This is a genomic window from Spongorhabdus nitratireducens (assembly GCA_947387575.1).
GTDB lineage: Bacteria > Pseudomonadota > Gammaproteobacteria > Pseudomonadales > Endozoicomonadaceae > CANDOC01.
Map to the genome: position 1 here is coordinate 223,163 of CANDOC010000003.1, position 19,076 is coordinate 242,238.

The 19,076-nt window shown below is 47.9% G+C and carries 19 protein-coding genes; 9 read left to right on the forward strand and 10 right to left on the reverse strand.

Features of this window, described 5'->3' with window-relative positions; genetic code table 11:
- Positions 1–46: 46 nt before the first annotated feature.
- From norV to ACYZZ0_RS07570, 4 genes are read left to right on the forward strand one after another with little or no spacing between them, the layout of a single operon-like run.
- A complete protein-coding gene (gene norV, locus ACYZZ0_RS07555; protein ID WP_461535993.1) occupies positions 47–1,567 on the forward strand; it encodes an anaerobic nitric oxide reductase flavorubredoxin in 1,521 nt (506 codons plus the stop codon).
- Positions 1,564–2,709 carry an NADH:flavorubredoxin reductase NorW gene (gene norW / locus ACYZZ0_RS07560; protein WP_461535994.1) on the forward strand — a complete coding sequence of 382 codons (1,146 nt, stop codon included), beginning with the start codon at positions 1,564–1,566 and terminating at the stop codon, positions 2,707–2,709. The genes norV and norW overlap by 4 nt, the downstream gene beginning before the upstream one ends.
- A 20-nt stretch (positions 2,710–2,729) precedes the next feature.
- Complete coding sequence (locus ACYZZ0_RS07565) at positions 2,730–3,299, forward strand: class I SAM-dependent methyltransferase (protein WP_461535995.1); 570 nt, start codon at positions 2,730–2,732, stop codon at positions 3,297–3,299.
- A gap of 21 nt (positions 3,300–3,320) precedes the next feature.
- On the forward strand, positions 3,321–3,659 hold the full coding sequence (locus ACYZZ0_RS07570; RefSeq protein ID WP_461535996.1) for a DUF1971 domain-containing protein: 339 nt from the start codon (positions 3,321–3,323) through the stop codon (positions 3,657–3,659).
- Between the two features lie 60 nt (positions 3,660–3,719).
- Here the strand turns inward: ACYZZ0_RS07570 and ACYZZ0_RS07575 are convergent, their stop codons facing one another.
- Complete coding sequence (locus ACYZZ0_RS07575) at positions 3,720–4,508, reverse strand: hypothetical protein (protein ID WP_461535997.1); 789 nt, start codon at positions 4,506–4,508, stop codon at positions 3,720–3,722.
- A 236-nt stretch (positions 4,509–4,744) separates the two neighbouring features.
- On the opposite strand from ACYZZ0_RS07575, the gene hemN reads away from it, so the two are divergent.
- Together hemN and ACYZZ0_RS07585 are read left to right on the forward strand one after the other, a co-directional pair.
- Complete coding sequence (gene hemN, locus ACYZZ0_RS07580) at positions 4,745–6,130, forward strand: oxygen-independent coproporphyrinogen III oxidase (protein ID WP_461535998.1); 1,386 nt, start codon at positions 4,745–4,747, stop codon at positions 6,128–6,130.
- A 186-nt stretch (positions 6,131–6,316) separates the two neighbouring features.
- Positions 6,317–8,608 carry a nitric-oxide reductase large subunit gene (locus tag ACYZZ0_RS07585; protein ID WP_461535999.1) on the forward strand — a complete coding sequence of 764 codons (2,292 nt, stop codon included), beginning with the start codon at positions 6,317–6,319 and terminating at the stop codon, positions 8,606–8,608.
- 64 nt (positions 8,609–8,672) lie between these two features.
- Here the strand turns inward: ACYZZ0_RS07585 and norR are convergent, their stop codons facing one another.
- Positions 8,673–10,226 (reverse strand): nitric oxide reductase transcriptional regulator NorR, encoded by a 1,554-nt coding sequence (norR, locus tag ACYZZ0_RS07590; protein ID WP_461536000.1) that lies wholly within the window; start codon positions 10,224–10,226, stop codon positions 8,673–8,675.
- A gap of 121 nt (positions 10,227–10,347) precedes the next feature.
- Between norR and ACYZZ0_RS07595 the strand changes: the two genes are divergently transcribed.
- Positions 10,348–10,731, forward strand: coding sequence for a SirB2 family protein (locus ACYZZ0_RS07595; RefSeq protein ID WP_461536001.1), 384 nt, complete (start codon positions 10,348–10,350; stop codon positions 10,729–10,731).
- 25 nt (positions 10,732–10,756) lie between these two features.
- Here the strand turns inward: ACYZZ0_RS07595 and ACYZZ0_RS07600 are convergent, their stop codons facing one another.
- From ACYZZ0_RS07600 to ACYZZ0_RS07610, 3 genes are all read right to left on the reverse strand, one after another.
- Complete coding sequence (locus tag ACYZZ0_RS07600) at positions 10,757–11,347, reverse strand: cytochrome b (protein ID WP_461536002.1); 591 nt, start codon at positions 11,345–11,347, stop codon at positions 10,757–10,759.
- A gap of 115 nt (positions 11,348–11,462) precedes the next feature.
- On the reverse strand, positions 11,463–12,698 hold the full coding sequence (locus tag ACYZZ0_RS07605; RefSeq protein ID WP_461536003.1) for a sensor histidine kinase: 1,236 nt from the start codon (positions 12,696–12,698) through the stop codon (positions 11,463–11,465).
- Positions 12,682–13,362: a response regulator transcription factor gene (locus tag ACYZZ0_RS07610; protein WP_461536004.1), complete on the reverse strand. Its 681-nt coding sequence runs from the start codon at positions 13,360–13,362 to the stop codon at positions 12,682–12,684. The genes ACYZZ0_RS07605 and ACYZZ0_RS07610 overlap by 17 nt, the downstream gene beginning before the upstream one ends.
- A gap of 256 nt (positions 13,363–13,618) precedes the next feature.
- Between ACYZZ0_RS07610 and ACYZZ0_RS07615 the strand changes: the two genes are divergently transcribed.
- Positions 13,619–14,095, forward strand: a complete 477-nt coding sequence (locus ACYZZ0_RS07615) for a Dps family protein (RefSeq protein ID WP_461536005.1) — start codon at positions 13,619–13,621, stop codon at positions 14,093–14,095.
- A 93-nt stretch (positions 14,096–14,188) separates the two neighbouring features.
- Here ACYZZ0_RS07615 and ACYZZ0_RS07620 read toward each other — a convergent pair whose 3' ends face one another.
- The 4 genes from ACYZZ0_RS07620 to ACYZZ0_RS07635 form a co-directional block, all read right to left on the reverse strand.
- Entirely contained in the window at positions 14,189–15,160 is a 972-nt protein-coding gene (locus ACYZZ0_RS07620; RefSeq protein ID WP_461536006.1) for an SdiA-regulated domain-containing protein, read from the reverse strand.
- Between the two features lie 131 nt (positions 15,161–15,291).
- The gene (locus tag ACYZZ0_RS07625; RefSeq protein WP_461536007.1) at positions 15,292–15,897 is read right to left on the reverse strand and encodes a glutathione S-transferase family protein; all 606 of its coding nucleotides are present in this window, start codon (positions 15,895–15,897) and stop codon (positions 15,292–15,294) included.
- A gap of 10 nt (positions 15,898–15,907) precedes the next feature.
- Positions 15,908–16,585, reverse strand: coding sequence for a type 1 glutamine amidotransferase domain-containing protein (locus tag ACYZZ0_RS07630; protein ID WP_461536008.1), 678 nt, complete (start codon positions 16,583–16,585; stop codon positions 15,908–15,910).
- Positions 16,586–16,676: 91 nt separating this feature from the next.
- Entirely contained in the window at positions 16,677–17,684 is a 1,008-nt protein-coding gene (locus ACYZZ0_RS07635) for an NADP-dependent oxidoreductase (protein ID WP_461536009.1), read from the reverse strand.
- A gap of 114 nt (positions 17,685–17,798) precedes the next feature.
- Between ACYZZ0_RS07635 and ACYZZ0_RS07640 the strand changes: the two genes are divergently transcribed.
- On the forward strand, positions 17,799–18,026 hold the full coding sequence (locus ACYZZ0_RS07640) for a LysR family transcriptional regulator (RefSeq protein WP_461536010.1): 228 nt from the start codon (positions 17,799–17,801) through the stop codon (positions 18,024–18,026).
- Positions 18,027–18,526: 500 nt separating this feature from the next.
- Here the strand turns inward: ACYZZ0_RS07640 and cas6f are convergent, their stop codons facing one another.
- Positions 18,527–19,075: a type I-F CRISPR-associated endoribonuclease Cas6/Csy4 gene (gene cas6f, locus ACYZZ0_RS07645; RefSeq protein ID WP_461536011.1), complete on the reverse strand. Its 549-nt coding sequence runs from the start codon at positions 19,073–19,075 to the stop codon at positions 18,527–18,529.
- Position 19,076 lies beyond the last annotated feature (1 nt).

Sequence of the window (19,076 nt, forward strand, 5' to 3'; positions counted from 1 at the left end):
TCTATAGAAGACAGATTTTTTAATTTTGTCTTCTGGAGACATCACAATGGCTATTCATATCAAAAACAACATTCACTGGGTTGGACAGCGTGACTGGGAAATCCGTGACTTTCACGGTACCGAGTACAAAACCACCAAAGGCACCAGCTACAACAGTTACCTGATCCGTGAAGAAAAGACTGTCCTCATCGATACTGTGGACAGCAAGTTCAGCCATGAGTTTATCCAAAATCTGGAGCAGGAAATCGACCTGCATAAAATCGACTACATCGTCGTTAATCATGCCGAGGAAGATCACTCCGGAGCGCTTGCTGCCCTGATGGCAAAGATTCCGGGCACTCCGATCTACTGCACCGAGAATGCCATCGACTCGATTGTTGGTCATCATCACCACCCGGAATGGAACTTCAGAACCATCAAAACCGGTGATTCACTGGATATCGGTAACGGCAAACAACTGGTGTTTGTTGAAGCCCCGATGCTGCACTGGCCTGACAGCATGATGACCTATCTGACCGGTGACGCTGTACTGTTCAGTAACGACGCTTTTGGCCAGCACTACTGCGACGAACGACTGTTTAATGATGAAGTGGATCAGAATGAACTGATGGAACAGTGCCTGCGCTATTACTCCAACATTCTGACACCGTTCAGTAGTCTGGTAACCGCCAAGATCAAAGAAGTACTGAGCTTCAACCTGCCGGTAGATATGATTGCTACATCTCACGGTATTGTGTGGCGAGAAAACCCGGTACAGATTATTGAGAAATATCTGGAATGGGCGGGTGACTACCAGGAAGACCGCATCACTATTTTCTATGACTCCATGTCCAACAATACCCGCATGATGGCCGATGCCATTGCGCAAGGTATTAATGAAGTCGACAGCAAGGTCGCGGTAAAAGTCTTTAATGTCTCCCGCCACGACAAGAACGAGATTCTGGCCAACGTCTTCCGCTCCAAAGCTGTTCTGGTGGGTTCTTCCACCATGAATAACGTCATGATGCCGAAGATTGCCGGTATGCTGGAAGAAATCACCGGATTGCGTTTCAGAAATAAAAAGGCCGGTGCTTTTGGCAGCTTTGGCTGGAATGGCGGTGCAGTAGATCGTATTCACGCCCGTCTGACAGATGCCGGCTTTGAAACCACCGAGGGCCTGAAATCCAAATGGAAGCCTGATGGTAAAGCACTGGCAGAATGTCGTGCACATGGCCGTAAGGTTGCTCGTCAGTGGGCTCTGCGTGACCTGTCACAGGAAGTTGTGCGTCCAATCATTGATAAAAAGCCATGCTGCGACAAGGCTGCCAGCTCTGAACAAACTTGTGCGCCAGTTCCTGCACCTAAAGCGGAAGCTTCCAGTAGTGCCAATACTGGAGCGAGTGCCGATGCCATGCAATGCATGGTCTGCACCGTGTGTCAGTGGATTTATGATCCCCAGCAGGGTGAGCCGAATCAGGCTGTAGAGCCGGGAACTACCTGGGATGACGTTCCGGATTACTTCCTCTGTCCTGAATGCAGTCTGGGCAAGGATGTATTCCAGCCAGTGGCGAAGGAGTCTGCAGCATGAGCCAGCCAATCGTAATTGTGGGCAGCGGCTTTGCTGCCTGGCAGCTGGTTCGCACCCTGCGTCGTCAGCAATCTGCTGCTCCAATCACAGTGATTACTGCAACCAGCGGGGATGACTATAACAAGCCGGATCTCAGCCATGTTTTTACCCGAAAGCAACAGGCCACTGATTTGATCAAGGCATCCGGCGCTCAACTGTCAGCTGAACTTGATGTCAGGTTGATGCCCCACACCCGGGTTGAAGAAATCAACCCGAACGGTAACTACCTGATAGCCAATGGCGAGCGGATTGATTATCAGAAACTGGTTCTGGCGACCGGTGCTAAAACTTTCATTCCGCCCATGCAGGGTAATGCCAAAGATCAGCTGATTACACTTAACAGCCTCGAGGAATACCAGCAGGGACAAGAGCAACTGGCGAATGCCCGTTCTGTACTCGTGATTGGTGCCGGTATGATCGGTACAGAGATCGCCATGGATCTGGCATCAACCGGACGCAAAGTGATTCTGGCCAACAGGGAAGAGAGTATTTTGCCCGGACTATTGCCTGAATTTATCTCCAGTCGCTTGCTGGGCAGTATGATCACTCAAAATGTTCAGTTTGAGCTGGGAGCTGAAGTCACTGAAGTTAACGCGAAAGATTCTGGTTTTGACGTCAAGCTCAGTAACAACAATCAGCACTCCGTTGATGCCGTTATCTGTGCCGCAGGTATCGTGCCCAATACTCAGCTGGCTCGAAGCGCAGGTTTACAGGTAAACCGTGGCATTGTCGTTAATCAGCAGATGCAGACATCGCATTCAGATATTTATGCACTGGGTGACTGTGCAGAAATCGATGGTCGTGTGATGCCATTCTTACAGGCCATTATTCACAGTACCAATACCCTGGCTAAAACACTTGCGGGTGAAAGTGCCAAACTCGCTCTGCCAGCTATGATGATAAAACTGAAAACCCCACTGTTACCTATTCAGTTTGGAGGTAATACCAGTCACTCCAAGGCGACCTGGAAGGTCGATGCAACGGCTGAAGGCATGCTGGCTCAGGCCTTTGATGACAACGACCAGCTTATGGGTTTCGTGGCAACAGAATCCATGATGCCCAAAGCATTCCCATTGCTTCGCCAGCTTCCGGCACTGATTTAACAAGCGCAGAGGGCAAAACAATGCAAAATCGTATCAGCTTCGCCGAGCCGGAAAGACTGACAGGAATATTTGATGCACCTCACCGGGAAGAGTGGCAGAACACCTCTTATATCCTGAAGGATATGAGTTTAAAGGCTAACTCCCGAATTGCCGATGTGGGGGCAGGCACGGGTTACTTCAGTCGCCTGTTTGCCAAGCAGGCACCTGAAGGTACCGTTTTTGCAATTGATGCAGAACCCAACATGGTCAGTTTTATGGCGCAGCGTTTTGCCCGTGAAGGTCACTCTAATATCAAGTTCCGGCAGAGCCAACAGACTGACCCCTGCCTGCCGCAACAACTGGATATTGTGTTTGTAGCCAATACTTATCGCTTTATCGAACAACGCCAGGTTTTTCTGGCAAACCTGCGTCACCAGATAAGTCATACAACTGAAGTTGTTTTTGTTGATCTTCGTAGCGCCGGTGCCAGAGTTACACCACAACAGGTTATGGATGAAGTGCGGGCTGCCGGCTTCCATATTCAGTCACTGGATCTGGAAAGCTGCCCTGATCACTACATTATGAAATTTCGCAAGGCACTGGCTGCCTGATTCAGAGAAGAGGTTTATATCATGAGTCATCAACGTATTCCTGCTGACTGGACTATTCAGCGCTCTACACCTTTTTTCACCAAAGAAAATGTACCGGCAGCACTGCTTTCACACCACAACACTGCAGAAGGTGTTTTTGGACAACTTTGTGTGATGGAAGGCACTGTCACGTATTATGGTTTTGCAGACAGCGAAGCCACAGAGCCGGAAGTAAAAGTCGTGATTAACGCCGGTCAGTTTGCCACCAGCCCGCCACAATACTGGCACCGGATTGAAATAAGTGATGATGCCCAGTTCAATATCAATTTCTGGTCATTGCAAGATAAAAAAGACCAACCGATGTTTCATACTAAAAGCTAACATTTTCAACCTTTAAATTGACAGGGTAATTTTTATTACCCTGTTTTTTTTAGAAAAATCTTACTTTTTTTTCATGCTTGAAATCGCTAGTGGTGAAACACTGAAAGGATTTATAGATTTCATCCTGGCAGTTTGTGCTAATGGATGATCACATACTTTTCTTCTCTTATCTGATTTATTCAAAGGTTCCATGATAGACATTCGTTTTCGAGGGGTAGTATTTGTTCCAGACGCTTTTCGTTTATATCGACTTCTACTAAAAGGGTCACCAGAAATACAGTACATTGATTGATGATTATGAAAAACTTCAACCTTTTTAATGCAATAAGGTAAGGATGAGCAGCTATTTATAGATCCGGCTTCATTATTCAAAAGAAAAACAGAAACAACCCACCTTTTCCCTGTTTTTCGTGCATAAAAACTCATTGTTCTCTTGAGCACTCCATCATCAAAAACACTTGAACTATTCTCAAGAGCTACCGGAACATTTTCAAAAAGAAAACAGCTGAATAGCGCTAAAGACTGTGGGACTTCCTTTCCTTTTGTGAAGTTATTTAACATCATCCAGAAGTCCATCACCGTACCTATACCCGGAAGATACTCGCCTGATACCCGCTCCCAGAACATTTTGCTTTTTGCATTCGCTGGATAAAAGTAAATTCTATTATTTTTCTCATCATACTGTATTGAATAATTTTGCTGGATACCATTCTCATCCAAAAATGAAATATAGATAGAGTGCGCTTTTAGTGAGGCAAGCAATATGATTAATGGGCAAACCATCTTTACTGCCTTAAACATCATATTCTTGAAGACTGTATATCCAGCTGAAAACAGGCGATCTACCACGATTTGTCTAATCCTGTCTGTTTATAATAATCGCTTGCAGAGTAGATAGGCTTATCCGGATTTTCCTCAGTGATTACCGAAACACCAAACTTGGAGTTTGATTTAGCGAGAGCACCAATTATCTTTTATAGTCGCTGCTTTATGCTGCAATATACGCTCTGTAAATGATAATAAATTCTGGCGGCTAGGTACCCAAGGCACAATACTAGACAGGTCATTCCCTTGAGCCACTTGCCATGTATTCCGTTATTCAGTGCGATACTGAAATGCTGAAGAAGTATGATATTGCCGGTCCCCGTTATACGTCATATCCAACAGCCATACAGTTCAGCCCGCAATTTACCGAGGCGGATTACCGGCAGGAAATAGAAGCCAGCAATCAGAGTAGTAAACCACTCTCTCTCTATTTTCATATACCTTTCTGCAGCTCACTCTGCTTCTTTTGTGCTTGCAACAAAATTATTACCCATACCAAAGCGCGGTCTATTCCCTATCTGGAGCGGTTGCACAAAGAGATAGCTCTGCAGGCTGAATTGATCAGCGCCAGTCGTCAGGTTAATCAGCTGCATTTCGGCGGTGGCACCCCAACATTTATCAGTGATGAGCAGCTTTATCAGTTGCTGCAGGTGACCGGGCAACACTTTAATCTGGCCCCTGTTGATAAGAGGGAGTTCTCGATTGAGGTGGACCCCCGCGCAGTACGTCCGGAAACCATCCCCATGCTGAGGGAGTTCGGGTTTAACCGAATCAGCTTTGGGGTGCAAGACCTTGATGAAAAAGTTCAGGAGGCTGTAAACCGTAAACAGTCTTTGGAACAAAATATGGAAGTTGTAGAAACTGCCCGAAGCGCCGGCTATCAGTCAATCAACATGGATATTATCTACGGCCTGCCTCATCAGACCCTGGACAGTTTCAGCCATACTCTGGATGTTGTTATCAGTATGCGCCCTGAAAGGCTGGCGATATACAACTATGCCCACCTTCCACACAGGATAAAAGCGCAGAAGCTGATCAAGCAAAAAGACCTTCCCAGCCCCGTTACCAAACTGGCTTTACTTGAGCTCACCATCAACCGCTTACAGGAAGCCGGCTATGTCTTTATCGGCATGGATCATTTCGCCCTGCCGGAAGATGAACTGGTCAAAGCCATGGAGCAGGGAACGTTACAGCGCAATTTCCAGGGATACTCCACTCACGCTGATACCGATATGGTCGGTATGGGCATGACGTCCATCGGCAAAACCGACAACTGCTACAGCCAGAACCAACGCTATGAAAAAGCCTATTTTCAGGCTATAGACGACAACAAACTTGCCATTATGCAGGGCTACCAACTGACACCGGATGACAAGCTGCGCCGGGAAGTTATTCAACACATTATGTGTGAAGGCATCGTTGACTTTCCCAGGCTTGACCAGATGTTTGGTATCGAGTTTACCCACTACTTTGCTGAAGAACTGCGACTGTTAAAGCCCATGGAAGAAGATGCTCTGGTTCAGGTCGGGGATCAGTCAATCACTGTTCTGCCCTTTGGCCGTCTGTTATTAAGAAATATCGCCATGGTCTTTGATCTCTATCGCCCCCGTTATATTACTGATCAACTCTTCTCACGGGTCATTTAATCTCTCAAAGACAGAGTATTTTTGACTCAAATGGAGTTTTTATAACTCTAAACTACTGAATCAAAATAACTCAAAAAATATTTTTTCGTTTAATATCAATATATTAAAGAATGGCACGCCTTTTGTTTTATAGCTCTTAGATATTTCCATTTATCAAGATAGCCAGCTGTAAACACAGGGGGAAAAATGAAACCATCCACTGATAAACGAACCTGGCAGGCTCTGGCCGCCGTGTTCGTTGTTTCGTTCGGGATACTGCTCTGGTTGGGCGGTGAAATTTACCGGGAAGCACCACCGATTCCTGCAAAGGTAGTCAGCGAATCGGGTGAGGTTCTGTTTACCCGTGATGATATTGAGACAGGCCAGCAGGTATGGCGCTCAATGGGTGGTCATGAAGTGGGCTCCATTTGGGGCCATGGTAGCCTGGTCGCACCGGACTGGAACGCTGACTGGGTTCACCGGGAAGCACTGTTTCTTCTGGATACCTATGCCGAGCGTGATTTTTCCAAAGACTTTAACCAGCTGAACAATGAGCAACAGGCTGCATTAAAAGCACGACTGTTACCGGTTATTCGCACCAACACCTATGACCCGCTGACCGACACCCTGACGCTGTCTCAGGATCGGGTCGAAGCCGTGCAGTGGCTGATAAGCTACTACGACAAGGTATTTGGTGATGATCCTGCTTTCCAGCCAGTGCGTGAAGACTACGCCATGAAGGAAGGCACTATCGCTACAGCTGAACATCGAAAACTGCTGAGTGCATTCCTGTTCTGGACCAGCTGGTCGACAGAGACCAACCGTCCGGGCGACGATATCACCTACACCAACAATTGGCCTCACGAACCATTGATTGGCAACAAGCCGGCCTCGGAGATTCTGGGCTGGAGTATGTTCAGTGTGATATTCCTGATCTTTTGTATCGGTGTACTGGGCTGGCACCACGCCAGAACAGTGGACGAACATGAACTGCCGGTGGTTCCCAAAGCCGACCCTCTGGCGGGTAAGGAACCCACCCCTTCCATGAAGGCTACCAAAAAGTACTTCTGGACTGTGGCGGCTCTGTTCGGCCTGCAGATTATTCTGGGTGGCATAACAGCACACTATGCTGTTGAAGGTCAGGCTTTTTATGGTTTCCCTCTGAGTGACTGGCTCCCCTACTCCTTAACCCGAACCTGGCATACCCAGCTGGCTGTATTCTGGATTGCTACAGCCTGGTTGGGAACCGGCCTGTATATCGGACCTCTGTTATCAGGTCATGAACCCAGATTCCAGCGCTTCGGTGTAAACTTCCTCTATGTCTGCCTGCTGGTTATTGTGCTCGGCTCCATGATCGGCGAGTGGCTGGGAGTACAGCAGGTACTGGATCTGAACACCAACTTCTGGTTCGGTCATCAGGGTTATGAATACGTTGACCTTGGGCGTTTTTGGCAGATCTTCCTGCTGGTAGGCCTGTTTGTCTGGCTGGGTTTGGTCGCCCGAGCACTGTTACCTCTGCTGGGCAAAAAAGCCGACGATATTCAGATTATTTCCATTCTGGTTATGTCTGCCATCGCAATCGCCCTGTTCTACGGCAGCGGTCTTATGATGGGGCAGAAAACCCATCTGGCAATTGCTGAATACTGGCGTTGGTGGGTAGTACATCTCTGGGTAGAAGGTTTCTTTGAAGTCTTTGCGACTTCGGTTATTGCCCTGATGTTTGTGCGCCTTGGTCTGATTCGAGCCAAGTCGGCTTCCAGCGCCGTGCTGTTTGCAACTGTCGTATTCCTGACCGGTGGTATTCTGGGTACTCTGCATCACCTGTATTTCACCGGCGCACCCACCTCGATTCTGGCATGGGGCGCAAGCTTCAGTGCTCTTGAGATTGTGCCACTGTCGCTGATCGGGTTTGAGGCCTGGGAAAACTGGCGTATGCGTAAAGCGGCTCCCTGGGTCAGCAAATATCACTGGGTGATTATGTGCTTTACCGCAACAGCCTTCTGGAACCTGGTCGGTGCCGGCGTGTTTGGATTCCTGATTAATCCGCCGATTTCCCTCTACTATGTTCAGGGTCTGAATACTACGCCGCTGCACGGTCACACCGCTTTCTTCGGGGTTTATGGCATGTTGGGTATCGGTCTGATGCTGTTCTGCCTGAGTGGTATGAGTCAAGGCAAGGTGTGGGACAACCGGATTATGAAATGGTGCTTCTGGTCACTGAATATTGGACTCGCGGCAATGGCCTTTATGTCTCTACTGCCGGTGGGCGTACTGCAAGCCATCGCCAGTTACAGTGACAGTTTCTGGTATGCCCGCTCTCCGGAATTCCTGCATTCGCCATTGATTGAGCAGCTGGTGTGGTGGCGTGTGCCCGGGGATATTCTGTTTGGTATTGGTGGCCTGCTACTGGCTGTCTTTATGTTCAAGGCTGCTGTTGTACGCAAAGACAGTACTCCCTCCAGCATCCAGCAGGAATCAGGCACAACAGCAACAAGGTAATTTCACTGCAAATCTGATATCCAGATAAACTGATGAAAAGCTGCTCCCTTCGGGGAGCACTTTTTTATCCATCAGTATCAATAGCCAGTCGTCGGGCCAAACGATAAAGATTACTGGTATGCATATTCAGGGCTTTGGCAGCATGAGACCAGCGTCCCCTCGCCTGATGGACAGCATCCAGAATAAACTTGCGCTGGAATTCATCTGTCGCCTGCTTTAGAGACAAGGTTTCGGAGTTTTTCGGAAGCTCTGGCGACAAGCTGTAAGCACCTTGATCACCGTTTTCCAGACCTGTCGGAAGCGAATCAATATCGAGATGGACGGGTTCCAGTGTGAGAATATCCTGACAGTTTTGATCTCTTGCACGAATAATTGCCCGGTGTATGGTGTGCTCCAGCTCTCTGACATTACCCGGCCAGGTATGTCGGGCCAGCACAGACTCAACCTCGGGAGACAAGCGCACGCCTCTCAGCCCGAACCGGCTGCGGCATATTTCCAGAAAATGACCACAGAGCAGCTGAATATCATGACCTCGCTCTCGCAGGGGAGGAACCACCAGCGGGTAAACACTCAGACGATGATAAAGATCTGCGCGAAATCTGCCGGCACGCACTTCATCTGCCAGATCGCGGTTGGTCGCAGCAATAACTCTTACATCGACTTTTATTTGACGATCACTGCCGGGGCGCTGGATTTCACCACTCTGCAACACCCGCAGGAGTTTAGCCTGAAGCTGCAGGGGCAATTCCCCGACTTCATCAAGGAACAATGTGCCCTTGTCAGCCAGCTGGAACTTTCCCTTGCGCTCACTGATGGCACCGGTAAAGGAGCCTCTGGTGTGCCCGAACAATTCACTCTCGGCCATTTGCTCCGGCAGTGCTGCGCAGTTAACTTCCACCATGGGTTGCTCCCTGCGGGTCGATCGGCGATGAATTTCGCTGGCCACCAGCTCCTTGCCAACACCGGTTTCACCCAGCACCAGAACCGTAAGATCAGAGTCAGCAACTCTCATCAGTTCATTCTGAAGATGTAACATGGCCGGACTTCTGCCAATCATGGGCTTATATTTAGAGTTTTCTAACTGGCTGGCTCGCTGACGTTCCAGAATAACATTCTGTTCAAGCTGGTTAATCAGTGATGCAACCCGTACCGTAGCCCGGGTAATGGCGACAGCGGCACGGAAATCTTCGGTGGTCATCTTCTGGAAGCTGCCGGGTTCAAGGGCATCCAGCGAGAGAACGCCCCAGATCTGGCCGTCAACATGAATAGATGCGCCTACACAGTCATGGACATGCAGGTCTTCTGACAGGCCGATGATCAGGCCATCAAACGGATCAGGCAAGCTGGAGTCTGCCGGAAACTGAACAGGCTCATGACTGTGAAGAATTTGCTCAAGGCGGGGATGCTGTGAAAGGTGGAAATGCCGCCCGAGGGTTTCATGATGGAGTCCCTGCACTGCCACAGGCACCAGATACTCCTGCTGCAACTGCATCAGCGCAGCGGCATCACAGGGAAACAGAGTAAACAGATAGTCCAGTAACCGCTGATAGCGGGTAGTGGAGTCAATATTGCCGGAAAGATCTTCCAGCACAGAGGCTAGTGGCTGTTGACGTTTCATCAGGCTGCATTAACAAGGTACTTACTGATGGATGGCCTCAAATGAGTTCTGGCCAGACGGGTTCGAGTCTGAACGAGAGTAACCGGGCTGACAAGCGTGGAAACAGAGAGGAGAAGAACACTTGCTGTATTTAACAATCAAACAACTGCACATTGCTTTTGCTGCAACCAGCATCACCCTCTTTGCCATTCGCTGGCTGGTCGCCTTGTTCAAAGACCCGTGGCTAAAGCACCCTTTCTTTCGGACCTTGCCTCACCTGATTGATACCCTGCTGCTTGGCTGTGCTGTCTGGCTATGTGTCATTCTGCACCAGTATCCCTTTGTACACAGCTGGCTCACTGCCAAGGTTGTGGCCCTGATTCTCTATATATTGCTGGGGTATATGGCCATAAAAGGGGGAAAAACATTCAAGCAGAAATTCCTGGCCGGTGTTTTATCTCTTGGAATAGCGGCCTATATTGTTGGCGCCGCGATATACCATAGCCCCTGGTCATGGCTGGCTTGAGACAGCCATGATTTTAAATTGGGGTTTACTTCTGTCGAGCACCATTTCTCGCAAAATTCATACGATGCATAACATCATGCTTATCCAGCCAGCGATGTTTGGCAACGGCAGCAATATGAACAGCTGTCACAAAGAGCATCGACCAGGCCAGCAGTTCATGGGTTTCTTCAGCAAATTCATCAAGGTTAATACCCCACAAAATATTCATGGTTGGAAAAAGTTTGGGCATGGTAATACCAAACCAATGAATATCATGACCACCCCAATTCCCGCCGGCCCAGCCAATAGCAATAACGGCCAGAGGAAGGAGATACAGAGCAAAGTGCCCGGCATGAGAGCCAACCTTTTCCCATTTCGGCATCCAGCTGGGTAGAACGGGTATTTCTGACGATAAACGTATAATGACCCTGACGATCAGCAAAAATAACAGGGTCACGCCTGCGCTGATATGAAGACCAAACAAGATATCTTCAAGTGGAGTATCCTCACCAACAATCGAACTCTTGGTCATCACATAGCCTGATAACCACATCAGGAGAAAGCCGGCTGCCATGCACCAATGCAAAATCCGGATCATAAAAGGGTACTTTTCAGAAAACGCCTCAGTTGTAGTCATATATTTTTCCTAATAAAAGATAGTTAGCATTCGGATAACTTGTGTCTGGCCTTCGCTGCCATGATGAGTTGTCACGATTAATCGAAAAACAGCATTTGGATACAGAAGCTGAAAACTACGTTGTTTCCGTTGTTTTGAATTTCAGACTGGCTATAAATTCATTCTGCTGAACCGTTGTATTGAACTCCCAATCAAGGGACTCACTGATTCGGCGAACAATTTCCAGGCCATAACCATAGCGACTATCGGTATTCGGAGAGTGACTGACCTTGTTTCTAAACCGGGCTTCATTGCTGCTCAGGGTAATAGCAAGGTAACCCTCTCCATAGCTGAGCGCATTCCGGATCAGGTTATTAACGACGGCTTCCAGCAATGAAGTCGGAGCATTTACAATCGAACCTTCCGAACACTGAACACTGACCTCGATACAACCTGAATCAAGCATGGTCTTGTAATTATCCAGAGTGCTGGCGACAACAAACTCCAGATCACATTCCTGCTTTTGCAGTACCGGCTGTTTCTGCCCCAGAGACAAAAATACATCCAGCGTCTTCTCTGCGCTTTCGCAGGCATTCTTGATTCGTTTGAGATTTCTCTGTCGTTTTTCTTCACTGCAGGCAGGCAGCATCAAAACTGAAAGAGAGTTTCTGATAATAGCCAGAGGCGTTCTGATCTCATGGCTTGCATGCCGGCTGAACGACTTTTCCTTGTCGATCAAACTTTGAAGTTCCTTAACCATTCGGGTAAATACCCTGCTCAGAGTGCCTATTTCATCTGCACGATTAACACCACTGAATACCTTGTCAGGCTTCCAGTCTGCAGCAACATCTTCAGCAAGATCAGTAATAGGCTTTGCCAGCAAACGGGCAATAACAACCGCGATAACAGCGCTGGCAATCATAACCAGACCGGCAACAGCATAGAGTACTGAGTCCAGTAAGCTCTCGTAGCGGCTGAGAGTACTCATTCTTTGCTCATCAAGAATTAAATAGATCGCTTTATGCTGCTCCGGCACCTCTGCCACCAGTAGCTGAAAGTTCTGATCTGACTCATCAAAAATGACTTCGTATTTGCCGGGTGAATACCTGCGATAAACCTTCGGCAACTTCGGGTCATCCTGCCAATAGGAAGCCAGATAACTGTTTGACGGCAGCCTTGCCTGATCACCATTTTTCTCTACATCTTTCAGAAAGCTCTGGTACTCAATCTGGAGATAGTCCTGCAGGACATAATCTTCGGACATATAGAAAGCGGTTGAAACCAGCCATGTATAGAGCACCGAGATCAACAGCATAAACGGAATCAGGGTCAGAAAGATCCGGCCAAAAATGGACTTAATCGGGAATAACAAGCTTATACCCCTTACCGTGTACTGTTTTAATCAGTGGACTATCAAACGGTTTATCCAACTGAAGCCTGAGGCGATAGATATGTGTCCGCAGCGGGTCGCTGTCCGGCAGGCCATCCGGCCAGAGACTGTCTTCCAGTACAGAGCGTGAAACAGGATGCGGCGCGCTGCGGGCAAGTAACGTAAGCAGGCGGAACTGGACATCATGCAGCTCAATCTTGACGCCCTTTCGATAAACCTCCAGCGCCTGATGATCAATAACCAGCTCACCGATTTTCTGCTGCCCTGCAGGTTCCGGATTTACCCTCTTAAGCAGGGCATTCAGCCTGCAAGCCAGTTCTTCCGGCGCAAAGGGCTTGACCAGATAGTCATCTCCTCCAGCACTGAAACCCTTCAGTTTGTCTTCAAGGGTGTTTCTCGCTGTTAGAAACAGTACGGGGGTTTGGTCAAATAATTGATCTCTCAGTTCAGCACAGGCCGTAAGGCCGTCTTTAACCGGCATCATGACATCCATAACAACGACGTCGTACCGGTTTTGTTTGAGCAGCTCCAGTCCACTCTGACCATTAAAAGCAAAGTCTACTTCAAAGCCGACTTCTGACAGGAAGTCAGCCAAAGACCCTGCCAGCTCTGCATTGTCTTCTACCAGAAGTATCTGGGTACTCATAAACAGCCTCGGTTAATCCGGTATTCAGCGGCTAGAGGTAGCAGCCTGAATACCGCTATTGATGGCACAAACGAACAATACATGCAGGAATGTGAACTGAATGTTAAATCAGGCGAATAGCATGGGTTAAGGCATACCCAAGCGATAGCTAAAAGCTATCACCAAAATAAAACCAATTACTTATACAAATAAAAAACCACATCGTATATTTAGCTCTAACAAGGCACAGGCTTCAGCGGACAAAGCGAGAAACACCATGAATCAGTCTACCCCAATCAATATTGGTATCTCCGACAGCAACCGTAACGACATTGCTCAGGGTTTGAGTCATCTGTTAGCAGACAGTTATACCCTCTACCTGCAGACACACAACTTTCACTGGAATGTTACCGGCCCCCAGTTCCGGGAGCTGCATCTTATGTTTGAAGAGCACTATACCGAACTGGCTACGGCTGTTGATGAAATCGCCGAACGTATCCGTACTCTTGGGTGCATTGCTCCCGGAACCTATAAAGCATTTGCTGAATTGAGCTCGGTTAAAGAAGTGGAGGGTGTACCGGAAGCCACTGATATGGTGAAAATTCTCACTCGGGCTCATGAACAGGTTGTTGTCACCTGTCGTAATGTCCTGAAAATAGCCCAGTCTGCTGATGATGAATCCAGTGCTTCGCTCATTTCCGATCGTATGGCAATTCATGAAAAAACAGCCTGGATGCTGCGCAGCACACTGTAAGCTCTTCCAATTTAAAGCCCGGCTCCATGCCGGGCTTTTTATCAGATAGAAGAGACATCACTTCTACAGGACGCATACCTTGCACAAGAAAGGTCATTGACTGATTGCTGCCAATAATGACGGCAATCGGGAAGTGCTCGCCAACATGTCCCTGGTTGGTTTCCTGAATCGATATAACAGGTTCGGTTCGCTGACAATATACAAGTTTCCCTGATCATCCAGCGTTACACCTTCGGGCTGAGGCAAGTGACTGGAGACTGCAAATAACCTTCCCAGATCCATGGAGCTGACTTCATCTCCATTTTCATCGACTTCTGCCAGTACACGGGACTGGTCACTTAATACGAGAAGGTTCCCGGTTCGCTGATCATAGTGCAGGCCCGACAAGTCATTCTTGTCTCGGGTGACTTGCTCCAACAAATCCATATCAGCAGCAATCTGAATTTTCTTGCCCAAGCCCTGCGACCCAAAACCGGTTATCTGGTACAGCGCCATGGGATCCCGCTCTTTGGCAACCCAGACTTTCTGACTGGCAGGATTCCAGGCAATACCTTCAAAGCCTTTATTCCCACTGGCAGAGGTCGCAACCTGCACCTGCGGAAACTGATCGTAGGAAATACTGCTAGCCTGTGGCGGTATCTCAATCTGAATGACGCTCTGAATACGCTCATCCGTCACCAGAAAACGATGACCTTCAATCCAGGCAATCGCTTCAACGTCCTCAAAGCCTTCCAGAGCAACGGTACGCAACAATTTGCCATCAGGGGTTAATTCCAGAACACTATTCGGACCATTGGTAACTGCAAACAACGTACTTGTTTCACTGTTCCAGGTTAGTCCTGACAGGTTGTCATCGATACCTTCAACGACCTGAGCATCAATATCCACTTCATAATCATTGAGCCAGACTGCTGCCTGCTTCTCACTGGAAGGGGTTATGGTATCCAGCCAGAAGCGCATCAGCGCGTCATCGCTATCAGAAAAGTGCAGGACGGCAACCAGACATGCGCCAACCAACGAGAACAGGAACCACTTGCCAGAATAAGCAAAAGGGGAAGACCTCAATTTTAATCTCATGCTGAACCGACAATTTATGAGTTAACTTGACTGTATTATGAGATCTTCAGTGTGACGTAAATGTGAATGAGAGATACCAGACAGAGACGGCCGTCATATTTCTGACAGCCTTTTCAGATTTACTCAAAAGATGCCGCTTTCTGAAATGCTTTTCTCTGCATGATTTTCCCAAGGTAGGCCTGTGTAGCCGGATATTCAGTCAGCATGTTCTGTTTCATCGCAAACATCAGAACAGAAGCCATCATAATATCCGCAGCAGTAAAGGTATCACCCACAAAAAAATCTGATTGTGTGAGCACACTCTCGATGTAAGCAAAGTCCAGCATGGCTTCTTTTCTGGCGTACCCGACAACCGGAGCTTCACCAATATCGAGCCCGTTCAAGAAAAGATTCAACAATACCGGCAGCATTGCTGAACCCTCAGCAAAATGCAGCCACTGCTGATAGGCTGGGTAATCCACAGAGTCACGTGCAGGGCGCAATTTATCCGGTGCATACTTATCGAGCAGGCATTCCAGAATAGCGGCAGATTCAACCAGAATACGACCGTCATCTTCAACAATTGGCGCCTTTCCCAACGGATGGATTTCACGCAACACTGCAGGAGCCAGATTGGTTTGCGGATCACGATCGTAGGTAACCAGTTCGTAATCCAGTCCCAGCTCTTCCAGCAGCCAGATAACCCGGGTTGAGCGGGATTGCTTCAGGTGATGAACTTTAATCATAAGTTTCGCCTTACTTCAGAAGATTGAGTACAGCCTGAGCGACTGCTTCAGACGATGCAGGGTTCTGACCCGTAACCAACAAACCATCCTGGACACAATATGGATGCCAGTCATCACCATGACGATACTTTCCCCCTTTGTTTTTAAGCTCATCTTCAAGCAGAAAGGGCACAATATCCGTCAGCGCAACGGCAGCCTCCTCGGTGTTGGTGAAACCGGTTACGATTTTATCTTTTACTAAAGGTTCACCCTGAGCATTTTTTGCATTCAGCAAAACCGCCGGAGCATGGCAAACTGCAGACACCGGTTTGTTCTGTACGGTGAACTGTTCGATCAAAGCGATAGACTCATCATTAGCTGTGAGATCCCATAAAGGACCATGTCCTCCCGGATAGAAAACAGCATCAAAATCGTCAGCCCTGACATCCGACAGTTGCACGGTGTTTTCCAGTTTGCTTTTAAGCTCTTTATCCTGATCAAACCGGCGAGTGGCATCTGTCTGGAAGTCAGGCAATGCACTTTTCGGGTCGACAGGCGGATGACCACCCGCAGGAGATGCCAGCGTTACCTGTACTCCGGCATCTGCAAAGGTGTAATAAGGTGCTGCAAACTCTTCAATCCAGAATCCGGTTTTTTCACCGGTAATACCCAACTGGTCGTGAGAAGTCAGTACAAATAAAATATTCATATGGGGATTACCTTTGAGTGAACTGCTGCAGACGGCACACACATCATCGGCAGCAGTTCACTCACAAGAGGTTTAAGACAGGGTCTTCTGTTCAGCCAAGCTTCACCAGCATTTTCCCGGTATTCTTTCCGGTAAACAGGCCCATAAATGCATCCGGTGCACTGGCAATACCTTCATACACAGTTTCACGTGCGTTGATCTTGCCCTGCTGCAACCACTCACCCATTTGCTGAACAAAAGCCGGATATCCATCCCAGTGATCGAAAACAATAAAGCCCTGCATTTTCAGTTTTTTGATAATTAGCAGAGACAAATTGGCAGGGCCAGGTACAGGAGCCGTTGCATTGTATTGATCAATCATTCCACATACGGCAATACGACCATACTCATTCATCTGGTTCAGAACCGCTTCCAGGTGAGCACCGCCAACATTTTCAAAATAAACATCGACACCTTTCGGGCAGGCTTTGGCAATATCAGCCTGCAGGTCAGTTGAGGTTTTGTAGTTTACAACCGCATCTACACCCAGAGATTTCAGATATTCCGCCTTCTCATCAGAACCGACGCTGCCAGCAACATAACAACCTTTGAGTTTGGCAATCTGGCAAACAATAGCACCCACCGCACCGGAAGCGGCAGACACAAAGACATTGTCACCTTCTTTCAGCTCACCGATTTTTAACAGGCCGGTGTAAGCCGTCATGCCCGGCATGCCCAGCACACCCAGAAATGACTGCACTGGCGCTCCGGTTTCTGGCAGCAGCTGCAAGCCCTGTCCGTCAGCAATAAAGTACTCCCGCCAGCCGTTCATGCTGGAAACTTTTGCACCTTCCGGAAAAGCAGGGTTACGTGATTCAACAATTTCTCCGATGGCTCCGCCTTCCAGTACTGAACCAACTTTGAAAGGTTCAATATAACTGGCACGGTCAATCATTCGGCCACGCATGTATGGATCAACAGACATCCACAGGTTTTTAACCAGTACTTCACCGTCTTTCAGCTCGGCAACTGACTCGGTCACAATTTCGAAGTCTTCAGCGACAGGCATGCCCTCTGGGCGACGGGCGAGATGGATCTTGCGACTGTTTTCAATATACATGTTGGTGACCTTTCGAAGGCGTATTCCAAATAAGCGACACACAGACTTTATATGCGTTGCAATCATGCCTCCAATGCATTGGAATTATCATCAATATAAACAGCAGTCATATCGATGAGTATCAAAAACCTGTCGGCCGCCGACCTCAACCTCCTTCCGGTACTTCATGTGCTTTTGGAAGAGCGCAATGTCACCCGAGCAGCCGGGCGCCTGAATCTGACCCAGCCTGCTATCAGCCGCAATCTGGCACGATTGCGTCAGTTGTTTAATGACCCGCTGTTTACCCGAACCCCGAAAGGTCTGGCGCCGACACCTCGCGCAGAAGTGTCGGGTGACCCATAAGGTGTAAATGGCAACCCATGCCTAGCAAGATATATAAAACATGCTGAAAAAGGTGAAAACAGGTTTATGACGCAATATATGAAAATTACTGAGTTTCATTGAAGAATATAATGAAAATCTATAACTGCTAAGTTTCCGAATGTCGGAAAAGCCAATTAATACATTGGTAGTAACGACACGGAGCCTATCTATGGCCCCGATTTCAAACTGCCCTTCCGGCAGAAAACCTCAATTCAGGGTATGCTTCCATACCTCATTCTTACTCAACTGCCTATCCGGCAGAGCACGATGAAGGCTGGATTAAAGTTGTTTTTGCATCCTAATCAACTGCCTATCCGGCAGAGCACTGAAAGTGCATTCCTAAAATGTCATTCAGCATCAACAGCTTAGATTAGATTTATTCAAAACACCTATTTTTCAGCAATTTTCAAATAGGTTGACATAACTAAAATCTATCCTCCTCTTTCAAAACAGGGTAATAGACACAGAAATCGTAATCATCACATTGGCACAGTTCCAGGGTTCGTTTCACCAGACAGTCCATAACTACTAAATGCCCCATGAGAGACTCTCTGAACCAGCTTTCGCTGTATGTGTAAACAACCTTCTCGTTTTTTAATTGAGTGGTAGTGCTCAAACACCAGCGCTTCAGGGTTATATTTTCTTGGTTGTATTCCCCGCTTTTCTCTTCTTCGAGCATCCCTTACCAATCCGGCTTGATTGTATTTATCTGGTTTCTGAGTTCTACAGTACTGGACTTCAGAACCTCCCTCCTGAATAGTAATAACATCGCTCCAGTCGAATTTCTTTACTTGCTTCATTGAAGAAAAAAGTGGGTGTTTTGAAAGCTTCTGCAATACTGGTTTATTGCGACAAACAAACGCTATCTGATCACCAACCGTGCTTTCACTCCAATGTGGGTAAGCCACTCCTATATTTCGTAAGTTATGACGGCACAGAAAACTATGCAGTGCCTGATGGCATCTGGCTGCAAGCAAAAAAAAGTCTGACGACGAGTCTGAAAATTGAACCACAAAAGCGTGACGCATG